Consider the following 17,454-nt stretch of genomic DNA (forward strand, 5'->3'; position numbering starts at 1 on the left):
GTCCCAGCCAAAAGCATAAAACTGCAAAAACAAACGGATATCTGATTTGTGTTTTCATATTAAAAGAATTAAATACCTTTTTATCTTTTATTGTTTTAAATTTTTTTTTTCTCCTCAAGAAAGTTTCATGAGCATCCAGTTTATTGATAAACTCACCTATCTTAGCATTTTCCAGCATTTCTCTCAGATTTTTACGGATATGCTTAAATTCATTATGTACTGGGCATGGATGAGACTCGGAGCATTCTTTAAGCCCCAAAGCACAGCCATTGAAGATACGGTCACCATCCATTGTCTTTACAATATCCGCTATTGGTCTGTTCAGATTATAATCGTCCAGATAAAATCCACCTGTAGGTCCTTTTGCAGATTGTACTAAACCTTTTCTACTAAGATCCTGCAATATCTTGGCAATGAAATGTTCCGGTGAATCAATACCTTTTGCAATATCTTTAATACCAATCCTGCTACCGTCCTTTGTCTGCTGGGCGATAAAAATCAGGGCACGAATAGCATATTCACAAGTTTTTGAAAACATTTCTCTACTTTTTCTATGACAAATGTACAGTAAAAAGATTAATAAAAGATAAAAAACTCTTTTATTTTAATATGATTTTTTTCAGTCCTATTCAGACTGCCTTTAGAAAGAAGGTTTATTAATTATTATTTAGTAAGAAAAGCTTGTCTTACCGGAAGACCTCTCCAACTTTCCGGTGCTTTTAATCCTAACAGCCATGCAATAGTAGCTCCTGTATCGTAAGTGATAATTGTATTTTTTAATTCCTGTCCTTTTTTAACTCCTTTACCATAAGCAACCCATGGAATCTGAACCTCATCCAAAGATTTTCCGCCATGCCCCTTGTCCTTACCACCATGATCGGCTGTTACAATAATTACAGTTTCGTTGGCAATACCTGCATCTTTAACAGCCTGTACAATTTTTCCGATACGCGCATCTACCTTCTTTAATTCTTCATAATAAGCAGGTGTACGATGTCCTATATCATGCCCTACTCCGTCAGGTTGATCTAAATGCACAAATGTTAATGTTGGTTTTTTAGTTTTGATAACTTCTACAGCAGAATCTGTACAGAAATCGTCATTATCTTTTGCAGGAATTCTTATATCTGTTGTTCCTTTCTGAACTAACGGATCAATCCCTTGCCAACTGTATATCAATGCTGTTATCAAAGAAGGTTGCTGCTCTTTTAGTATACTGAAAATGGAAGGAAACATTCCTTCTTTTGTAAGATCTGAGGAAGGAATCTCCGGAACTGCACTGTTCCATTCGGTATAGCCATGCAATGTAGGACCTGCTCCCATAATCATAGATGCCCAGTTAACAGCACTGGACGAAGGCAGTACAGAACGTGCTTTTAATGACCAGGAACCTTCTTTCATTAAATTTTTCAGGTTGGGCATATCCGCTTCCGGCAAAGCATAGGCGCCAAAGCCATCGCACCCGATAAGAACTACATGTTTTACTTTTTGTTGTGCAAACACTGTCAATGCAATGAAAAAACTCATCAACATCAGAACAGATTTTCTCATGATAATTATTTTAATGGTTATTGACCAAAGATACACAAACTATGAGAGTTATATGGAAATTCTGTATTATTAAGAGTTAACATAATTTAAAAAGAAAAGATAATTAAAAATGATTTACAAAACCTTGTCAGAATTTTGAACTCTGACAAGGCTAATTGTTTTACTGATTATAAATTTATAATATATCCAGAGCCTCTAAAATAACATGGTAAATTTCTTCTAGATCTTCTTTAGTAGTACAGTAAGGAGGCACCAGATAAATGATATTTCCTAACGGACGCATTAGTATACCGCGCTGCAAGAAATAAGGATATAATATCTCGTGCATGTCACTGAAATAGGAAGTCTCCTCATTTATTCTCCATTCCATAGCAAAGATTGTCCCTGCCTGACGTACCTCTTTTACTTTTGGATGTTTTTTTAATACTTCTCCAAATTCCTTATGCTGTTTGACAATACGTTCTATATTCCGCTGCGTATCTTTTAGCAGCAATAGGTCCAGACTGGCGAGTGCTGCTGCACAGGCTAAAGGGCTTGCCGTAAATGAATGCCCGTGAAATAATGCTTTTGTTTTATCGTCTGAATAAAAAGCATTATATATTTCTTCTGTACAGGTCGTTATCCCTAAAGGAAGTGTTCCGCCTGTAAGCCCTTTTGAAAAACACATGATATCAGGAATTTCCGACAGATGATCAACAGCAAATAATTTTCCTGTACGTCCAAAACCTACAAATATTTCATCCTGTATCAACAAAATTTCTTTGGATTTACAAAACTGCATCAGTTCTGAAAGGGCTTCTGCTTCATGCATCAGCATTCCACCAGCTCCCTGCACCAAAGGTTCATATACAAAGCATGCTGCCTCCCTTGCATGCAGATCTATATAAGATTTTATTTCTTTCAGATTTTCTTTTGTTGGAACATCTATAAATAAAACCTCAAAAAGTTGTTCACCAAAAGGATTTGTCCACAACCCGCGTCCGCTTACCGACATAGCCCCGAAAGTGTCACCATGATAGCCATTTCTGAAAGCAAGAATTTTATTCTTTTTTTCACCGCGGTTATAGTGGAATTGCAGGCACATTTTCAGAGCAACTTCTATTGCTGTGGAGCCATTATCTGTATAAAATACTTTCTCCTGGTTATCCGGAAGCAATGTCAGAAGTCTTTCTGATAATTCAATAGCATTTGGATGGGTAAAACCTGCAAAAATCACCTGCTCCAAAGTTTGCAACTGCTCGGATACTTTTGCAGCGATATAAGGATGTGCATGCCCATGAAGAGTTACCCACCAAGAAGATACAGCATCTATATACCTCTTCCCGTCCGCATCATAAATATAAGAACCTTCACCTCTTACTATGGGAATATGGCTGGCAGTTTTCATTTGGGTATAAGGATGCCAGTTCACTTTACGATCCCGATCTATTAACTCTTGCTGCATACTGTTTCTCTTTCTTTAACCATAGGCTTCAGCCCTAAATTCAGAAGCATCTGCATATCTTCCGATACGCCCGGATTCGGAGTTACTAATAAAGTTTCCCGCTCGCCGGTAAAAATAGAATTAGCCCCGGCCATAAAACACCATGCCTGGTCAGCTTCTGTCATTTCTATACGTCCGGCACTAAGGCGTACCATAGAGGCAGGCATTGCAATACGAGCTGTTGCAATCATTCTTACCATTTCCCATATATCTACTTTTGGATTATTTTCCAGCGGTGTTCCTTTTACTCGTGCCAAAGCATTTACCGGAACCGATTCGGGATGTATCTCCATATTAGCCAAAGTTCTCAGCATTGCCACGCGGTCTCCATGAGTTTCGCCTAAGCCGATAATACCACCGGAGCATACCGTAATTCCTGCTTTTCGCACATTGTTTATCGTATTGATACGGTTATCAAATTTTCGGGTGGAAATAATCTCATCATAATATTCCTCCGAAGTATCCAGATTATGATTGTAAGCATATAGACCTGCTTCCTGTAGTCTTTTAGCCTGTGACTCACTAAGCATTCCTAAAGTACAGCAAACTTCCAATCCCAGATCGTTCACCCCTTTTACCATATCTATAATACGGTCGAAATCTCTGTTATCTCTCACTTCTCGCCATGCAGCTGCCATGCAGAAACGGGAAGCTCCTCTTTCTTTTGCTTTTTGTGCATGGGCCATTACAGTTGCGGTAGGCAAAAGTGCCTGTACTTTAATATCTGTATGATATCGCGCTGCCTGTCCACAATAAGAACAATCTTCAGGACAGCCCCCTGTTTTTACTGACAGCAATGTTGATATCTGTACCTCATCTGCTTTATGCCATTCGCGATGTACCGTTGCAGCTTCATAAATAAGCTCCATTAATGGTTTATTATAAATCTCCAGTAACTCTTCTTTTGTCCAGTCGTGACGCAATGTTCTTTCTTTAGCCATTTTGTTTGATTTTTACTTTTATTTTTTAATATCAGTATTTACCGGTATTTGTTTCTTTTACTTTAAATTTCGCTGAATACTGTCAACCACTTCCTGAATCGATACTCTTGTAAGATCGTTGACCTCGGGTAACTCTATTATTCTTGAATTTTCCGGAATATGCTTCAGCAGGACTTCTCTGGTTTCCGGAACAAAGTTTCCGTTGAAAACAACATAAGCAACTTCGATATTCCTTAATTTTAGTACTTCCAGAGAAAGAAGTGTATGATTAATACAACCCAGATAATCTCTGACGACAAGAATAACCGGGATATTAAAATGTTCGATAAGGTCAATTATAAATTCCCTGTGGTTTAGCGGAACAAATAACCCTCCAGCACCTTCTACCAAAAGTATATTCTCTGCCACAGGTAACTGAAAATCATTAATCTTTATCTCTATTCCTTCCATGGCCGCAGACTGATGTGGCGATGCCGGATATTGCAAACGGAATCGCTCAGGATGTATTCTCAATTCATCACTGGTCAATTCCCTCACCAGCATACTATCTGACTGATCCAGATCTCCGGACTGTACAGGTTTCCAGTAATCTGCTTGAAAGTATTGCCTTAATATAGCAGAGGTGATTGTTTTGCCAACTCCTGTACCAATTCCTGTTATAAAATATTTAGTATTCATTCTGTTATTTTCTTGTTATTTTTTTCAATCACATAGACACATAGCCGTGTACCGTTATACCAAGGTATCTTCGATACTGATATAGAATACATAGCTGATGTGTAAAAATTTATTTTCTATGCAAAACTTTATTCTTCATTATTAAATCTATGTTTCTATGTGGTTTGAAACAGTCATTTATCTCTTTTGTAATCAAATTAGCCTGGATATTACTTTCATAAATTATTTTTAATTATCCTGGCCAATTCATCTATTTCTGTAATTGAATTGAACTGATGCAGTGTAATCCGCAAACGCTCGCTTCCAGTTTTTACCGTGGGAGAAAAGATGGGATAAGTATTTATCTTTTGTTGTTTTAGCTCTTGTGTGGCTTTACAAAGTTTTTCCACAGCAGGGAATTGTACAATTTGTACAGGACTCTTACTTTGAGACAAAGAATGAATCTGGTGTTGCCGAAAGTATTCTATATTGTTTTGTAATTCATTTTCTAAATGTGGATAAGTCTCAAGAAACTGATAAGCCTCAACAATCCCCTGTACCTGATATCCCTGCATTGCAGTGGAATAAATAAATGGTGAAGCAAAATTGACAAGGTATTCTTTTAGTACACTGCTCCCCGCTACTACTGCGCCTTGCATTCCAAAAGCTTTTCCATATGTTATCACTGTAGCAAGAACACGGTTCTGTAAATTATGCCGGTGAACTAATCCTTTTCCAAATACTCCTACTGTATGAGCTTCATCCACAATTACCCAGGCACCATATCGTTCTGCCAGTGTAACAATTTCTTCTAGCGGAGCAAAGTCTCCATCCATGGAATACAGACTTTCCACAGCGATAAATACGGGTCCTGTTGCACGGGATAATAAATACTCTAAATGATTTAGATCATTATGTCTGAATTTCTTTTTCTGAGCATAAGACAAAGCACAACCATCGTATACAGAACGGTGTACCAGCTCATCTATCAATATGGTCTGATTCCTGCCTGCAATACAGGAAAACAATGCGAGATTCGCTTTGTATCCTGACGGAAACAATAAGGCATTTTCTAACTGATGGATTTTGGCAATAAACTCTTCCGCTTGTACATAAACAAGACTGTTACCGCTAATCAATCGTGATCCTGTAGCTCCGGAAAGCAGTTCCGGATTTATATTTAACAATTCGAGTAAATGTTGCTGAAAAGCTTTGTTACCTGCAATTCCCAGATAATCATTGGAAAAAAAATCAACACCTTCTTCCTGTATTTTCAGACTGCGGTAATTTCCATTTTCCCGCCTGTCCGCTAATACCTTATGCCAATGCTCCGGCTGATTCATAAGATAATACTTCTCTTCCCACCGCATTGATCCAGTCCTGAAATAGTTCATTCTCTATTTTCAGAACTTCATCGGCATAGCTTTCCCAGTTCTCGTGGAAACGTTCCAGCTGCTGAATCATTTCCTCCAGATGACCTTCTTCTTCCAGAATAATAGACTTCACCATTACTCTGGATTTCGCTTTATCCAATGCTTCCTGATAAACAGGATAAAGCTCATCTGCTCTTACTTCTATTGCATAAGTTACGAACAGGTAAGAGGCATATCGAAGTGCTTTTCCGTCTAACTGAAAAGTATCTTTCAGAAAACGACTGGCCTGCATATCCAATCTGTGAAGATATTGTCGGGTATATCCCTGTGCCAGCATTTCATCTGCTTTATAATTAATACAGTAGTCCGGTATCAGCTTCAGGATTTGTTTTTTCAGATAATAAGCATGACGGTGTTCTTCTGCAGCATGCTTTAGCTGTATAAGATCTACCGTTACCGGATCTTCACAGGCAGATATTTTCCGGGCACCAGCATTTTCCATAAAGGAAAGTGTATTCAGCCATTTCGCATGCATCTCATTGTTCCGGATAATTGCTTCTATTATTTTTTGCATATTATTATTTGAAGCAAAATTATTATCTTGCCGGACCTTAAATGGTACCAGATTTAAAATAATGAGTAGTCCGGATCAGTTTTTATATAAGAAAATAATCTATATAGATAAAAAATCGTCACGACCTGTATATTTACAGATTGTTCATCAGATGATCAATGCTATCCAGCGGGGCTATCTGATGAAAGGAATGAAATTACTGGGAACCAGAAATATGAGTATTATTCTGGAAGTGCACCGGAAAACGGTTATTGCCGCATATGAAGAACTGGATGCACAGGGATGGGTAGAGACAATTCCGAACAAAGGTACATTCGTCATTGAAAGCGGAAGCACCAAAAACATTAATATAAAGACGCCGAAAAGACAGGATCTTGCAACTTATCCACAACAGACAGGCTTTAGTTTTCGCCAAAGTAATCTTCTGGACAATCCTTTTGAACATTCGTCGTGTACTTATATTTTTAACGATGGTGTACCAGATACACGATTATCGCAGATTGGAAACTATTCCAGCTTTTACAGTGCGAATCTGAAGCGTAAAAGTAGTTATAAAAAAATAGGTTATTATAATACTGAAGGCAGCGAATACTTTAAAGAACATCTTGCTCAGTATCTTAACCTGAGCAGGGGTCTTCATATCAGTAAAAACAATCTTCTCATTACCAGAAGTACGGAAATGAGCATTTACATTATCTCTGAAATTCTTCTATCCGAAGGCGATATGGTCGTTGTAGGAGATCCCAGCTATTTTGCCGTAAATATGATCTTTCAGAAATCCGGCGCTGTTATTAAAACTATTCCGGTAGATGAGGAGGGCATTCGTACCGACCTTATAGAAGAGCTTTGTAAAAAGACCAAGATTAGAATGCTTTACCTTACGCCTCACCACCACTATCCGACTACAGTACCTCTTAGTGCCCAGCGACGTATTGAATTACTGTCTCTGGCTTCACAGTATGGTTTCGCCATTGTAGAGGATGACTATGATTTCGAATTTCATTATGACAATTCTGCGATATTGCCTATGGCCAGTTCGGATACCGATGGCATGGTAATCTATGTAGGTTCATTTGGTAAATCTCTGGCCCCGGGTTTCCGTACCGGTTTTATTGTAGCACCTGAAAACCTGATGACAGAAATGCGTAAATATCTGGGGATTATAGACAGACAAGGAGATATTATTATGGAACAGGCGTTGGGCGAAATGATTGCTGAAGGAGAAATTAACCGGCATCTGAAGAAATCTGCGAAAATATATAAAGAACGAAGAGACTTGTTCACGAACTTACTTCAGGAACATCTTGGAGGTCAGATAAAGTTCAGCATTCCTTCCGGCGGACTGGCGGTATGGATGGAATGGCAGTCACCAGTCAATCTCTTTCAGCTAAGTGCTCACTGCCAGCAACATGATCTTTTTATTCCCCGTACATTATTATATCAAAACAAAGACTTTACTGCTCTCAGATTGGGCTACGGCCATTTAGAAGAAGATGAAATGAATAAATCATTACAAATCCTTCGCCAAGCAAATGAGTCACTGAAGAAATAATTAACATATTATTTAATACACTATTCCCATTTCATCTATATCATTCCCAGGTTTATTATTCACATCCCCAGCAAATACATAAATTAAGATTATTTTACATTAATTATTAAAATATTAATAATAATTTACCATTTTTATCTGAAAATATTATTTAATTTTAAATCATTAATCAGAAAAAATTTTGATATGGAAAATTTCAAATCTCTTTCAAGGAATGCCCTTAGAACCGTAATAGGAGGTTTCAATTCGACTTGTTCTACTACATGTTCTAATGGTAAAAACATTGAAGTTACATGCCCTGCAGGGTGTTCCAGCATAGATGGAAAACATGTTGGATGTAATGGTGGAGGTTCCTGGGAAACAAATATTTGTCCTAAAACAGACAAAGAAAATAAAGAAACGAAAGCAAATCAAGATATTGATTATTAGAAAAAATGGCTTTTCATTATTATTTTGAATATGAAAAAAGTATTACTACTCTTACTATCCGTTATTATTTTTCCTATACATACTAAAGCTCAGTCAATACGTTTTGAATATGAATTAAGTCAGATAGAAGATACACTAAGCAAGTACCCTCAAAAATTCAATACGGCCTTGGAAATAACACCAAGTGTAAAAAAGTTTTATGATATGGATATTTACCAACATGATTCTATTCTGGTCAAGAAAGGAGGAAGCGGATATATGAATACAGGTTTTGATCAGAACTTACTGAAATCAAAATCAGATCAAATCAACCAGACCTTTCACAATATCGCCTATGACGATTTTTATCGATTACAGTCTAAAGATCAGTTCAACTGGGAGATCACAAAAGAAGAAAAGAATGAGAAGGGATACCAATTACAAAAAGCTGTTACCAATTTCGGAGGGAGGAAATGGACAGCATGGTTCACACAGAATATTCCCATTCCCGAAGGCCCCTATAAGTTCAGCGGTCTACCTGGGCTGATTGTAGAAATATATGATTCTCAGAACCATTATCACTATGAACTAACCAAAGTAACGAAGCTTTCAAAAGCTTCAGAGACAACTAATATACTTGAGAGACAAAGAGGTAAAAAACCAATAGACATTACACTGGCTATTTATCAGAGACTATTATTAGACCACTATATCGAACCCTATAAACACTTGTTGAGTAGTGAAAGTTTCAGTCTTTATGACGTTACCATTAAAAAAGAATATACAAAAACACAAGAATTAAGAGAGGCGAAGACTAATGAACAAAGCAGAATAAAGAAATACTATAACCCTTTGGAGTTAGACAAAGCTGTTACTTATCCTGAATAAATCCAAAACACCCATCACTTACCTGCTTTCATTCCATAAGTATATACATTGTAAGGTAGTAAGCGCTGTGCAAAAAACTTCGAAACAAAGCTTCCCAACAGCAAAGGAAAAAATAATAAATAACCATTAGGCACTAAACTGCAAACCAGAAAAAGAGCTGTTAATGGAGCATAGATTGATGCAGACAAAGTTGCTGCAGCCCCAACCAAGACAAAATTGATAAGAATAAGATCTGTATGAAGGTAAGTATTACATGCCAAAGCAAATAATAATCCCAGCAATGCACCCGAAACAATACTCGGTGCAAATACACCACCATCGCCACCAGCACCAAGAGTTAAAGAAGATGCTACAGGCTTCAGAAATACCAGAACTAAAAGTAAAAGCATGGATACTTCTTTATGATGTAAAGCCTGATTCAGAATACCTTTAAGTCCATGGTAGCTATCACCGTACAATACAGGCAAAAAGAAAATCATACTTCCCACAATAAGAGCGCCCAGATTTACGCGAAGAAAATTATTATCAATCTTTGAGAAAAAGTCTTTGATACGGATAACCAAAACGGTAAAATAAACTGACAAAATCCCACCCAGTAAACTTAGTATCACAAAAAACGGTAATGCCGACCATTTCCAACCACTAATACTAATATCCAGTAAAGGTTTACTATCGAATAAAAAGATGAATAATCCTGCAATAAGAGCGGATGCTGTGCAGCTTATTGCCAGTGATTTATTGATCCTGCGGGCTATAACTTCCATCGCAAATAACCAACCAGCCAGTGGGCTCCCGAACAAAATGGCTACTCCGGCAGTTACTCCGGCACAGATCAGTTCGCGTTTATACATTTTTGCAGAAAAACCTCGTTCATAAGCCATATTACCAACAGTCGCTGTAGCAACAACAGTGGAAACCTCAACACCTGTAGAACCTCCGAAGATTACCGTAAGAAAACCATTCAGATAATGAGATGGTATTTTGAAAAAAGGTAAATGATCTTTTCGTTGATCCAGTGTTTTATAAATTTCTGTAATCCCTTTATTTTTTCTGTTCTGAAAAAAATATTTTCTAAGAAAATAAATTGCCGTAATACCAATAGTAGGTAGCACAATAAATAATAAAGAGTTATACTCTTTTGCCAGAGAAAAAAGTTTTTCTTCAAGATGTTCAGTAATATGCTTTAGAGAGAAAGCCAGCAATGCACATATTAGTCCCACCAACAATGATAATAATACAAGTCTGAAGTAATGTCGAATAATGACCTTTTTTCTTTCCATGTCAAAGATTTATGCATTGAAAAATGCTCTGCAAAATTACAACAATCATATTTTTTTTCAAAATATACAGAAACAATATCTATATTCAGCAAAAGCATTGTTATTCAGAAAAATAACTGCATAAAATTTATGAATTTTCAGTAAATTGCAAATACAGTCAGACATGGCCGGCTGCATTTAATAATAAGCAAAATATATGACCGAAATACACCACCTAAACTGTGTACGAATTGTTTCTCCACTTCATGATAATGTATGTGGACACTGTTTGCTTATAAAAGAAAACAACAAACTTATCCTTATTGATACAGGTATCGGGCTTTTGGACACACAAAATCCCGTGGAAAGAATAGGTCAGCAGCTTATTGATATGGTAGGTTATCGTTTTAGCGAAGATATGACTGTTATACGACAAATTGAAGGTTTGGGTTTTGATCCAAAACAGGTGACCGATTGTATTATATCTCATATGGATAACGATCATATTGGCGGTGTTGCCGATTTTCCTCTGGCAACTGTACATATAGGGTCTGAAGAATATGAAAGTTTTAATTCCGGAAATCCAAGATACCTGAAATTGCCAATGGCTAATCAACCAGCCGTTAAAACATATGCTGAAAAAACCGATGAATGGTATGGCTTTGAAGCACGAAAAATTGATGTAAATACCGAAACCGAAATTTACCTCATTCCTCTTTTTGGACATACTACAGGACATTGTGGTATTGCTATAAAAGCGAACAATAAATGGATATTTTACATTGCAGATGCTTATTATCTGAGAGCAGAGTTAAGCGACAGCAGTCATCCTGTAAATGAATTAGCCAGAATGCGTGCTGAAAATGATGACCTGCGTCTGGTGAGTATCAGCAAAATACGAAAGCTAATTGAAGAACATCCTGAAATTGAAGTATTTGGCTATCATGACATAGAAGAGTTCAGACGCTATACCCCTGAAACAGTACACTAATCTAAGAGAAACACCCAATCATATGAGCAGAAAAGAACATATTATCAGAAGTTATATTAATGCTTACAACCAGTTTGACATTCCCGGAATGGTAGCTAACCTCCACGACAATATTATTTTTAAAAATATTCAGGATGGGGAAACTAACCTGCTTTTACAAGGAAAAAAAGAGTTCAGACAACAGGCTGAACTTACTAAAACTTACTTCACCGAAAGACAACAAAATATCATATCTGTAAAACACGCCGAAGATCAAACTGAGATCGAAATAGATCACTACGCTGTTTTGGCTACAGATATGCCAAACGGATTAAAAAAAGGAAATGAACTCAAATTAACGGGCAAATCCATTTTTAAATTTTCAGATGACAGAATAATTGAACTAACAGATATAAGCTAAGTATGGTAAGAACAGAAACCATAATTGCCGTAAAAAATGTATCCAAAAGTTCACAGTTCTACCAGAAATTATTAAACTGTAGCAGCGCTCATGGTGGAGAAACTTTCGAAATACTAAAAGATAACGATACCGTAATCTTGTGTCTTCATAAATGGGGTGAGCATGACCACCCTACAATGCTGGAGGCAGAAAAAGAAAATGGCAACGGTCTTATTTTATTTTTCAGAGTCAGTAATATCAATAGCATCTTAGAAAACGCCAAAATTCTGAATGCAGCAATAGAAAAAGAAATTCATTACAATGAAAATTCTCTTAAAAATCAGTTTATTCTGAGGGATCCGGACAACTATTATCTTATTATTTCTGAATAAAATACAGCACTGATATGAACAATACTAAAAACACACTATCAGGATTTTTAATATTTGTAATGAATGTTATTTATCCACAAATTCAAAATGTGGAAAAAGTAATAGACACAAGTATAAAAAAAGACAATTTCAATGGTGCTGTTCTTCTGGCAAAAAACGGAAAAACAGAATTGCTTACATACACCGGACTTGCAGACAGGCATTATAACATCAGCTTTTCGGACAAAACAAAGTTTCATATTTTCTCACTTACCAAAACATTTACTGCGGTATTAATTATGCAATTGTATGAAAGAGGTAAAATAAATCTGGATGCCCCAATAGCAACCTATTATCCAGAATACAAAGGCGAGGCAGCTAAAAAAGCGTCGATAAGAAATTTACTAACCTACAGCAGCGGACGTGAAAATAAGGATATCAGCTCTCCTGAATTTATTCATCAGGCATATGATAATACGATCTGGGATCTGGACGATTTTATTAATACATATCTTTCTGAAAAATTAGTGGATCAGCCAGGCACGAAGTTTAGTTACAATAATGGTGATTATATCCTACTAGGAAAAATTATTGAAAAAATATACAAAAAGTCTTTTGAACAGGTTTTGAAGGAAGAAATATTAACCCCTCTTAAGATGTCCAATACAGGCATGTTGCATCATAATGCTATTATGCAGAATATTGATGATGGCTATGTTGCAGACGAATCTGATGCATTTGCACTTCATACCCCAACCAATACTTATATCGATAATTTTTACGCTGCGGGCGCAATGTATTCCACACCAAAAGATTTACTAATATTTGATCAGGCAGTTTTTAACCATACCATAATTAAAAAATCTACTCTGGATACCATGCTTACATCAAATAAAGAGTTAGGAGATGTTGCTTTAGGCCTTTGGGTTTATCCTAAAAAGTTTGGCACCATAAATACGTTATTTGCAGAACGCCAGGGAGAAGGTTATGGACATAGTGCTAATTGGGTACATTTGGTTGATAAAAATATCTCATTGATTATTTTGTCTAATACCAAGGATATTAAATACCTGAACAAAATGAGAGAAAGATTAATCTCTGCTTATTACGGACAATAACTTTAGCCAGAAAAAGATAAAACACAAGCATGAAAGAAATACTTGATGACTATGAAACATACGGACCATTATTTTTAGTAGACAGGGAGCATTATGAAGAATTTTGCAGCTATTTGAAAAAAATAACCTTAAGAAAATCTGAATACTTTCTGAAAGAAGGTGAACAGTGTGAATATTTAGGTTTTCTGAAAGAAGGACTTATGCGAACATTCTATATCAATGAAAACGGAGAAGATATAAACTTTAATTTTCATTTCAACCATCATTTTTTCACAGATTATGAAAGTATTCTTCAAAATGTAAAATCCAAAATGAATATTAAAGCTTTGAAAGACTCCGAAATTATGTTGTTACATAAAGATGATTTGCAAAAATTGTATCGGAAAGAAGCATACTGGCAGGAATTCGGAAGAAAAATGACAGAAGTAATTTATCTAAGTGCCCAGAAAAGAATAGAAGAGCTTTTGTACTACGTTCCGGAAAGAAGATATTATAATTTATTATCAGAAAACCCTCAGGTTTTCCAGTTAATTCCTTTGAAACATATTGCAAGCTATTTAGGGATAAAACCACAATCTCTGAGCAGAATCAGAAACAGAACTGTAAAACATTAACTTAAGTGAAGCATTTTTAGCCGCGACCAGTTATATATTTGTTACTACCAAAACATAACATTATGGAAACAAACAGCGTAACAGTTATTTTAGTTCATGGAGCCTGGGGCGATGGATCGCACTGGAGACACGTTATCGAAAATCTTCACAATGAAGACTATATTGTAAGAAGTGTTCAACTGCCATTAACATCTTTAGAAGATGATATTCAGAAAACAAAAGACCTTATTGACATGCAGGAAGGCAGAGTCATTCTTGTAGGTCATTCTTATGGTGGAGCCGTAATTTCTGGCGCAGGCCATCACGACAAAGTTATTGGCCTTGTATATATTGCAGCCTTTGCACCAGATAAGGGTGAAAGCCTGGGTGGTATTTTTGCCAGAAGAGAACAGCCCTCAGGCGCTGCCAATATTTACCCGGATTCCAAAGGTTTCTTATGGATCAAATATGACAAATTCCATGAGAGCTTTGCACAGGATCTGAATCCTGATGATTCAGTGGTAATGTCTTTATCACAAAAACCAATTCACGGAAGTATTTTCGGAACAGAAGCTGGTGAGCCTGCGTGGAAAACCAAACCAAACTGGTATCAGGTTTCCGATCAGGATCATATGATACCACCAGCCACACAGAAAGAAATGGCAGAACGTATGGACCCGAGAAGGATTTTACATCTGGATGCCAGCCATGCATCATTGGCAACACATCCAAAAGAAGTTACAGCTCTTATTAAGGAGGCTGTAAGCGTTATGTATTAAAATTTTCGGTTTATTTATAATCTAAAACCTCCCTTTTCAGGGAGGTTTTTATTTTTTGTTGGAAATCATAACAAAATAATTTTATATATCACTAATAAAATAGTTGTACATATCAAATCTTTATCTAACTTTACATAACTAAATAATTAGTTATATGTGTTTTTTTACCAAGCTTTTATTAATATGAAACCAATCTTAATTAGCTTTTTAGCATTCATCGTGTGCCAGCAAATTTCTGCACAGGAAGTAAATTATGATGAGGCAAACCGAAAAACAGATGCCTTTATTCAGAAAAAGATGAAAGACCTCAGCATTCCGGCTATTGCTGTTGCTGTAATAAAAAACGGAAAAATAGTGAAGAAAACTGTGTACGGAACAGCGAATATAGAATGGAATGATAAAGTTACACCACATTCTGCTTTTCAAATTGCCTCTTGTACCAAACTACTTACCTCTACTCTCTTGCTGAAAAGCATTTATAATAAAAAAATAGACTTGTATGAATCGCTGGGTAAATATCTGGATTCAATTCCTGAAGCGTGGAAAAAAATAAAAATAACAAATCTGATTAGCCATTCCAGTGGAATCCCTGAATTTTATGAGAGCAATACCTATCTGCCTACTAAAGAAATCGTAAAACAGCTAAAAGATAAACCATTGATTTTTGAACCCGGGACAAAAGAACAATATGGACAGTCGGATTTCATGGTATTGTCCTATATTTTCGAAAAAATATACAACAAGCCCTTTACCAAAATTTTGCATGACGAAGTAATTATTCCATTGGGTATGACTGATGGCGGATATGATATGGAATATAAAGTAGATGGCAGGTTTCTAAAGACAGATTTGATAAAAGAAAAAGTGATTACCTATTACGACGATGCCGGTAAACTGGTTAGTTATAAGTTTCTTTATCCACAATATACCTATCCGGGAGGTGGATATTTCGCGTCTATTAATGATATGGCTAACTGGGCAGCCGGACTGGATAAGAGTAGATTATTCCCATTGGATTTCGCAAATGAACTGGTATACAGCAGCGAAAAACTGGGAGATAAAACCGCTGAATTCTCAAAAGTAGGCTGGGCCTTGGAAAACGACGGAAATATATATTATGGAGGACATAGCGGTGGTCCGGGACTTGGAGATGTTTTAAGATTCCCGAAAGAGAAAATAACCATAATTACCTTATCAAATGACGGAGAATTATATCCTCAGTTCTCACGGGCTATTGCATCGTGGTATATAAAGGGCTTATCCCAAAAATTAGAAATAAAAAAATTCGACAGATAAATACGGTTATTATTTAGTTGAGATATTTAATCTTCTACATATCTCCTGCCTGCTGCTCTGAATCCGAAAAAGAACATCAGAAGAACTGCAGCTGCCAAAAAATAAAAAGAACTCTGCCAACCAGAACCCCAATCATGTAACTTACCAAATACCGGAGGTCCGAAGGCTGCTATAAGATAACCAACAGATTGTGCCATTCCGGATATTTTAATGGCATTGGCACTGGACTTTGTACGCAGTGAGAAAAACAGAATCGAAAGACTGAACGATAATCCGTTTGACAGTCCCAATAATACAGCTGTAAAATAGACCCAGTCAGACTTAAGCCATGCAAACATAAGTACACTTGCCAGCATAGGTACACAGACAAAAAATATCATAATTTTCTGATCTTTCATCTTATTAGCTATAATAGGCCCCACAAATGTAATAGGAAGCATCGCAATCTGAATGGCAAACAATACCCAACCCGGTGCATTACCTGTCATTCCGTAGTCACCTAAAACAGCAGGCAGCCAGGATACAAGGCTATAATATACCAAAGACTGCAATCCCATAAATATACTAATATTCCATGCCTGAGCCGATTTAAACATATTAAAATCCGATTTGGTCATATCTGTTTTCTGTTGCTGTGCTGTACTTTTATTGAAAATGAGCTCTAGTACAACAACCAATAAAGCTAGTAATGCAATAACAAGCCATATCCCCAGAGAACCCTGCCAGCCATATCCTGTCCATTTCCCGATACTGATACTGTAGCCGGACGCCAGAGCAGCAGTAAGATTCATTGCTACAGCAAATATTCCGGTCATAAGGCCAATCTGTTTTGGAAAATTATTTTTGATATACCCGGGTGTTATTACATTACCAATGGCAATCCCAAGACCAATAAAAACAGAGCCTGCAAATAGAGTCCATACAGAGCCAAACACCCTTAGAAACAGGCCAAAACTAAGTATAATAAGTGCATAAAGTAAAAATCTGTTAATGCTGAGTTTATGTGAAAAACGACTAACCAATACCGAACAACTGGCGAACATAAATAAAGGGATAGAAGTCAGCAGACTGCTCTGAAAATGGTCCAGATGCAGGGTGCTCCCTATCTGATCCAATACCGGACCAACAGCCGTTATAGGAGATCTGAGGTTACTGGATACCAGTATAACAACTAAAACATTAATCAGTAATAAAAAAACTGAGGCTTCTTTTCTTGTTTCGTATTTCATCGTCATAAAGAT

General features: G+C 36.6%; 18 protein-coding genes and 1 pseudogene. 10 read left to right on the plus strand and 9 right to left on the minus strand.

Features of this window, described 5'->3' with window-relative positions; all coding sequences use genetic code 11:
• Positions 1-109: 109 nt before the first annotated feature.
• From AYC65_RS12495 to AYC65_RS12525, 7 genes and pseudogenes are all read right to left on the minus strand, one after another.
• Positions 110-538, minus strand: a pseudogene (locus AYC65_RS12495) (RrF2 family transcriptional regulator); the annotation flags it as partial.
• A gap of 125 nt (positions 539-663) precedes the next feature.
• Entirely contained in the window at positions 664-1,551 is an 888-nt protein-coding gene (locus AYC65_RS12500; RefSeq protein WP_034866844.1) for an alkaline phosphatase, read from the minus strand.
• A gap of 175 nt (positions 1,552-1,726) precedes the next feature.
• A complete protein-coding gene (gene bioA / locus AYC65_RS12505) occupies positions 1,727-2,995 on the minus strand; it encodes an adenosylmethionine--8-amino-7-oxononanoate transaminase (protein ID WP_034866842.1) in 1,269 nt (422 codons plus the stop codon).
• Positions 2,980-3,975 carry a biotin synthase BioB gene (gene bioB / locus AYC65_RS12510; protein ID WP_034866840.1) on the minus strand — a complete coding sequence of 332 codons (996 nt, stop codon included), beginning with the start codon at positions 3,973-3,975 and terminating at the stop codon, positions 2,980-2,982. The genes bioA and bioB overlap by 16 nt, the downstream gene beginning before the upstream one ends.
• Before the next feature lie 57 nt (positions 3,976-4,032).
• On the minus strand, positions 4,033-4,653 hold the full coding sequence (bioD, locus tag AYC65_RS12515) for a dethiobiotin synthase (RefSeq protein WP_034866839.1): 621 nt from the start codon (positions 4,651-4,653) through the stop codon (positions 4,033-4,035).
• Positions 4,654-4,868: 215 nt separating this feature from the next.
• Positions 4,869-5,975, minus strand: a complete 1,107-nt coding sequence (locus AYC65_RS12520; RefSeq protein WP_034866837.1) for an aminotransferase class I/II-fold pyridoxal phosphate-dependent enzyme — start codon at positions 5,973-5,975, stop codon at positions 4,869-4,871.
• Positions 5,950-6,579: a hypothetical protein gene (locus AYC65_RS12525; protein ID WP_034866835.1), complete on the minus strand. Its 630-nt coding sequence runs from the start codon at positions 6,577-6,579 to the stop codon at positions 5,950-5,952. The genes AYC65_RS12520 and AYC65_RS12525 overlap by 26 nt, the downstream gene beginning before the upstream one ends.
• Positions 6,580-6,640: 61 nt before the next feature.
• On the opposite strand from AYC65_RS12525, the gene AYC65_RS12530 reads away from it, so the two are divergent.
• From AYC65_RS12530 to AYC65_RS12540, 3 genes are all read left to right on the plus strand, one after another.
• Positions 6,641-8,131: an aminotransferase-like domain-containing protein gene (locus AYC65_RS12530; protein ID WP_034866833.1), complete on the plus strand. Its 1,491-nt coding sequence runs from the start codon at positions 6,641-6,643 to the stop codon at positions 8,129-8,131.
• Positions 8,132-8,317: 186 nt separating this feature from the next.
• Entirely contained in the window at positions 8,318-8,560 is a 243-nt protein-coding gene (locus AYC65_RS12535; protein ID WP_034866831.1) for a hypothetical protein, read from the plus strand.
• Between the two features lie 30 nt (positions 8,561-8,590).
• Positions 8,591-9,427: a GLPGLI family protein gene (locus AYC65_RS12540; RefSeq protein WP_034866828.1), complete on the plus strand. Its 837-nt coding sequence runs from the start codon at positions 8,591-8,593 to the stop codon at positions 9,425-9,427.
• A gap of 14 nt (positions 9,428-9,441) precedes the next feature.
• On the opposite strand, the gene AYC65_RS12545 is transcribed toward AYC65_RS12540, so the two are convergent.
• The gene (locus AYC65_RS12545) at positions 9,442-10,707 is read right to left on the minus strand and encodes a chloride channel protein (protein ID WP_034866827.1); all 1,266 of its coding nucleotides are present in this window, start codon (positions 10,705-10,707) and stop codon (positions 9,442-9,444) included.
• 196 nt (positions 10,708-10,903) lie between these two features.
• Here AYC65_RS12545 and AYC65_RS12550 point away from each other — a divergent pair, with 196 nt between their 5' ends.
• The 7 genes from AYC65_RS12550 to AYC65_RS12580 all read left to right on the plus strand — a co-directional run bounded on the left by AYC65_RS12550 (position 10,904) and on the right by AYC65_RS12580 (position 16,213).
• Positions 10,904-11,677, plus strand: coding sequence for an MBL fold metallo-hydrolase (locus tag AYC65_RS12550; RefSeq protein ID WP_034866825.1), 774 nt, complete (start codon positions 10,904-10,906; stop codon positions 11,675-11,677).
• 22 nt (positions 11,678-11,699) lie between these two features.
• Positions 11,700-12,077 (plus strand): nuclear transport factor 2 family protein, encoded by a 378-nt coding sequence (locus tag AYC65_RS12555; RefSeq protein ID WP_034866824.1) that lies wholly within the window; start codon positions 11,700-11,702, stop codon positions 12,075-12,077.
• A 2-nt stretch (positions 12,078-12,079) separates the two neighbouring features.
• The gene (locus AYC65_RS12560; protein WP_034866823.1) at positions 12,080-12,448 is read left to right on the plus strand and encodes a VOC family protein; all 369 of its coding nucleotides are present in this window, start codon (positions 12,080-12,082) and stop codon (positions 12,446-12,448) included.
• 14 nt (positions 12,449-12,462) lie between these two features.
• Positions 12,463-13,545 (plus strand): serine hydrolase domain-containing protein, encoded by a 1,083-nt coding sequence (locus tag AYC65_RS12565; protein ID WP_078674577.1) that lies wholly within the window; start codon positions 12,463-12,465, stop codon positions 13,543-13,545.
• A 29-nt stretch (positions 13,546-13,574) separates the two neighbouring features.
• On the plus strand, positions 13,575-14,159 hold the full coding sequence (locus tag AYC65_RS12570; protein WP_034866820.1) for a Crp/Fnr family transcriptional regulator: 585 nt from the start codon (positions 13,575-13,577) through the stop codon (positions 14,157-14,159).
• 62 nt (positions 14,160-14,221) lie between these two features.
• Positions 14,222-14,917, plus strand: coding sequence for an alpha/beta hydrolase (locus tag AYC65_RS12575; protein WP_034866818.1), 696 nt, complete (start codon positions 14,222-14,224; stop codon positions 14,915-14,917).
• 183 nt (positions 14,918-15,100) lie between these two features.
• Positions 15,101-16,213, plus strand: coding sequence for a serine hydrolase domain-containing protein (locus AYC65_RS12580; protein ID WP_034866817.1), 1,113 nt, complete (start codon positions 15,101-15,103; stop codon positions 16,211-16,213).
• 26 nt (positions 16,214-16,239) lie between these two features.
• Here AYC65_RS12580 and AYC65_RS12585 read toward each other — a convergent pair whose 3' ends face one another.
• Positions 16,240-17,442 (minus strand): CynX/NimT family MFS transporter, encoded by a 1,203-nt coding sequence (locus AYC65_RS12585; RefSeq protein WP_034866815.1) that lies wholly within the window; start codon positions 17,440-17,442, stop codon positions 16,240-16,242.
• Positions 17,443-17,454 lie beyond the last annotated feature (12 nt).

The organism is Elizabethkingia bruuniana (assembly GCF_002024805.1).
Lineage (GTDB): Bacteria > Bacteroidota > Bacteroidia > Flavobacteriales > Weeksellaceae > Elizabethkingia > Elizabethkingia bruuniana.

What these genes read in the sequence shown, in the direction of transcription:
- AYC65_RS12560 (WP_034866823.1), top strand. Translation starts at nt 12,080, where the DNA reads ATGGTAAGAACAGAAACCATAATTGCCGTAAAAAATGTATCCAAAAGT.
- AYC65_RS12565 (WP_078674577.1), top strand. Translation starts at nt 12,463, where the DNA reads ATGAACAATACTAAAAACACACTATCAGGATTTTTAATATTTGTAATG.
- AYC65_RS12530 (WP_034866833.1), top strand. Translation starts at nt 6,641, where the DNA reads ATGAGTAGTCCGGATCAGTTTTTATATAAGAAAATAATCTATATAGAT.
- AYC65_RS12585 (WP_034866815.1), bottom strand. Translation starts at nt 17,442, where the DNA reads ATGAAATACGAAACAAGAAAAGAAGCCTCAGTTTTTTTATTACTGATT.
- AYC65_RS12575 (WP_034866818.1), top strand. Translation starts at nt 14,222, where the DNA reads ATGGAAACAAACAGCGTAACAGTTATTTTAGTTCATGGAGCCTGGGGC.
- bioA (WP_034866842.1), bottom strand. Translation starts at nt 2,995, where the DNA reads ATGCAGCAAGAGTTAATAGATCGGGATCGTAAAGTGAACTGGCATCCT.
- AYC65_RS12555 (WP_034866824.1), top strand. Translation starts at nt 11,700, where the DNA reads ATGAGCAGAAAAGAACATATTATCAGAAGTTATATTAATGCTTACAAC.
- AYC65_RS12500 (WP_034866844.1), bottom strand. Translation starts at nt 1,551, where the DNA reads ATGAGAAAATCTGTTCTGATGTTGATGAGTTTTTTCATTGCATTGACA.
- AYC65_RS12535 (WP_034866831.1), top strand. Translation starts at nt 8,318, where the DNA reads ATGGAAAATTTCAAATCTCTTTCAAGGAATGCCCTTAGAACCGTAATA.
- bioD (WP_034866839.1), bottom strand. Translation starts at nt 4,653, where the DNA reads ATGAATACTAAATATTTTATAACAGGAATTGGTACAGGAGTTGGCAAA.
- bioB (WP_034866840.1), bottom strand. Translation starts at nt 3,975, where the DNA reads ATGGCTAAAGAAAGAACATTGCGTCACGACTGGACAAAAGAAGAGTTA.
- AYC65_RS12570 (WP_034866820.1), top strand. Translation starts at nt 13,575, where the DNA reads ATGAAAGAAATACTTGATGACTATGAAACATACGGACCATTATTTTTA.
- AYC65_RS12550 (WP_034866825.1), top strand. Translation starts at nt 10,904, where the DNA reads ATGACCGAAATACACCACCTAAACTGTGTACGAATTGTTTCTCCACTT.
- AYC65_RS12525 (WP_034866835.1), bottom strand. Translation starts at nt 6,579, where the DNA reads ATGCAAAAAATAATAGAAGCAATTATCCGGAACAATGAGATGCATGCG.
- AYC65_RS12540 (WP_034866828.1), top strand. Translation starts at nt 8,591, where the DNA reads ATGAAAAAAGTATTACTACTCTTACTATCCGTTATTATTTTTCCTATA.
- AYC65_RS12545 (WP_034866827.1), bottom strand. Translation starts at nt 10,707, where the DNA reads ATGGAAAGAAAAAAGGTCATTATTCGACATTACTTCAGACTTGTATTA.
- AYC65_RS12580 (WP_034866817.1), top strand. Translation starts at nt 15,101, where the DNA reads ATGAAACCAATCTTAATTAGCTTTTTAGCATTCATCGTGTGCCAGCAA.
- AYC65_RS12520 (WP_034866837.1), bottom strand. Translation starts at nt 5,975, where the DNA reads ATGAATCAGCCGGAGCATTGGCATAAGGTATTAGCGGACAGGCGGGAA.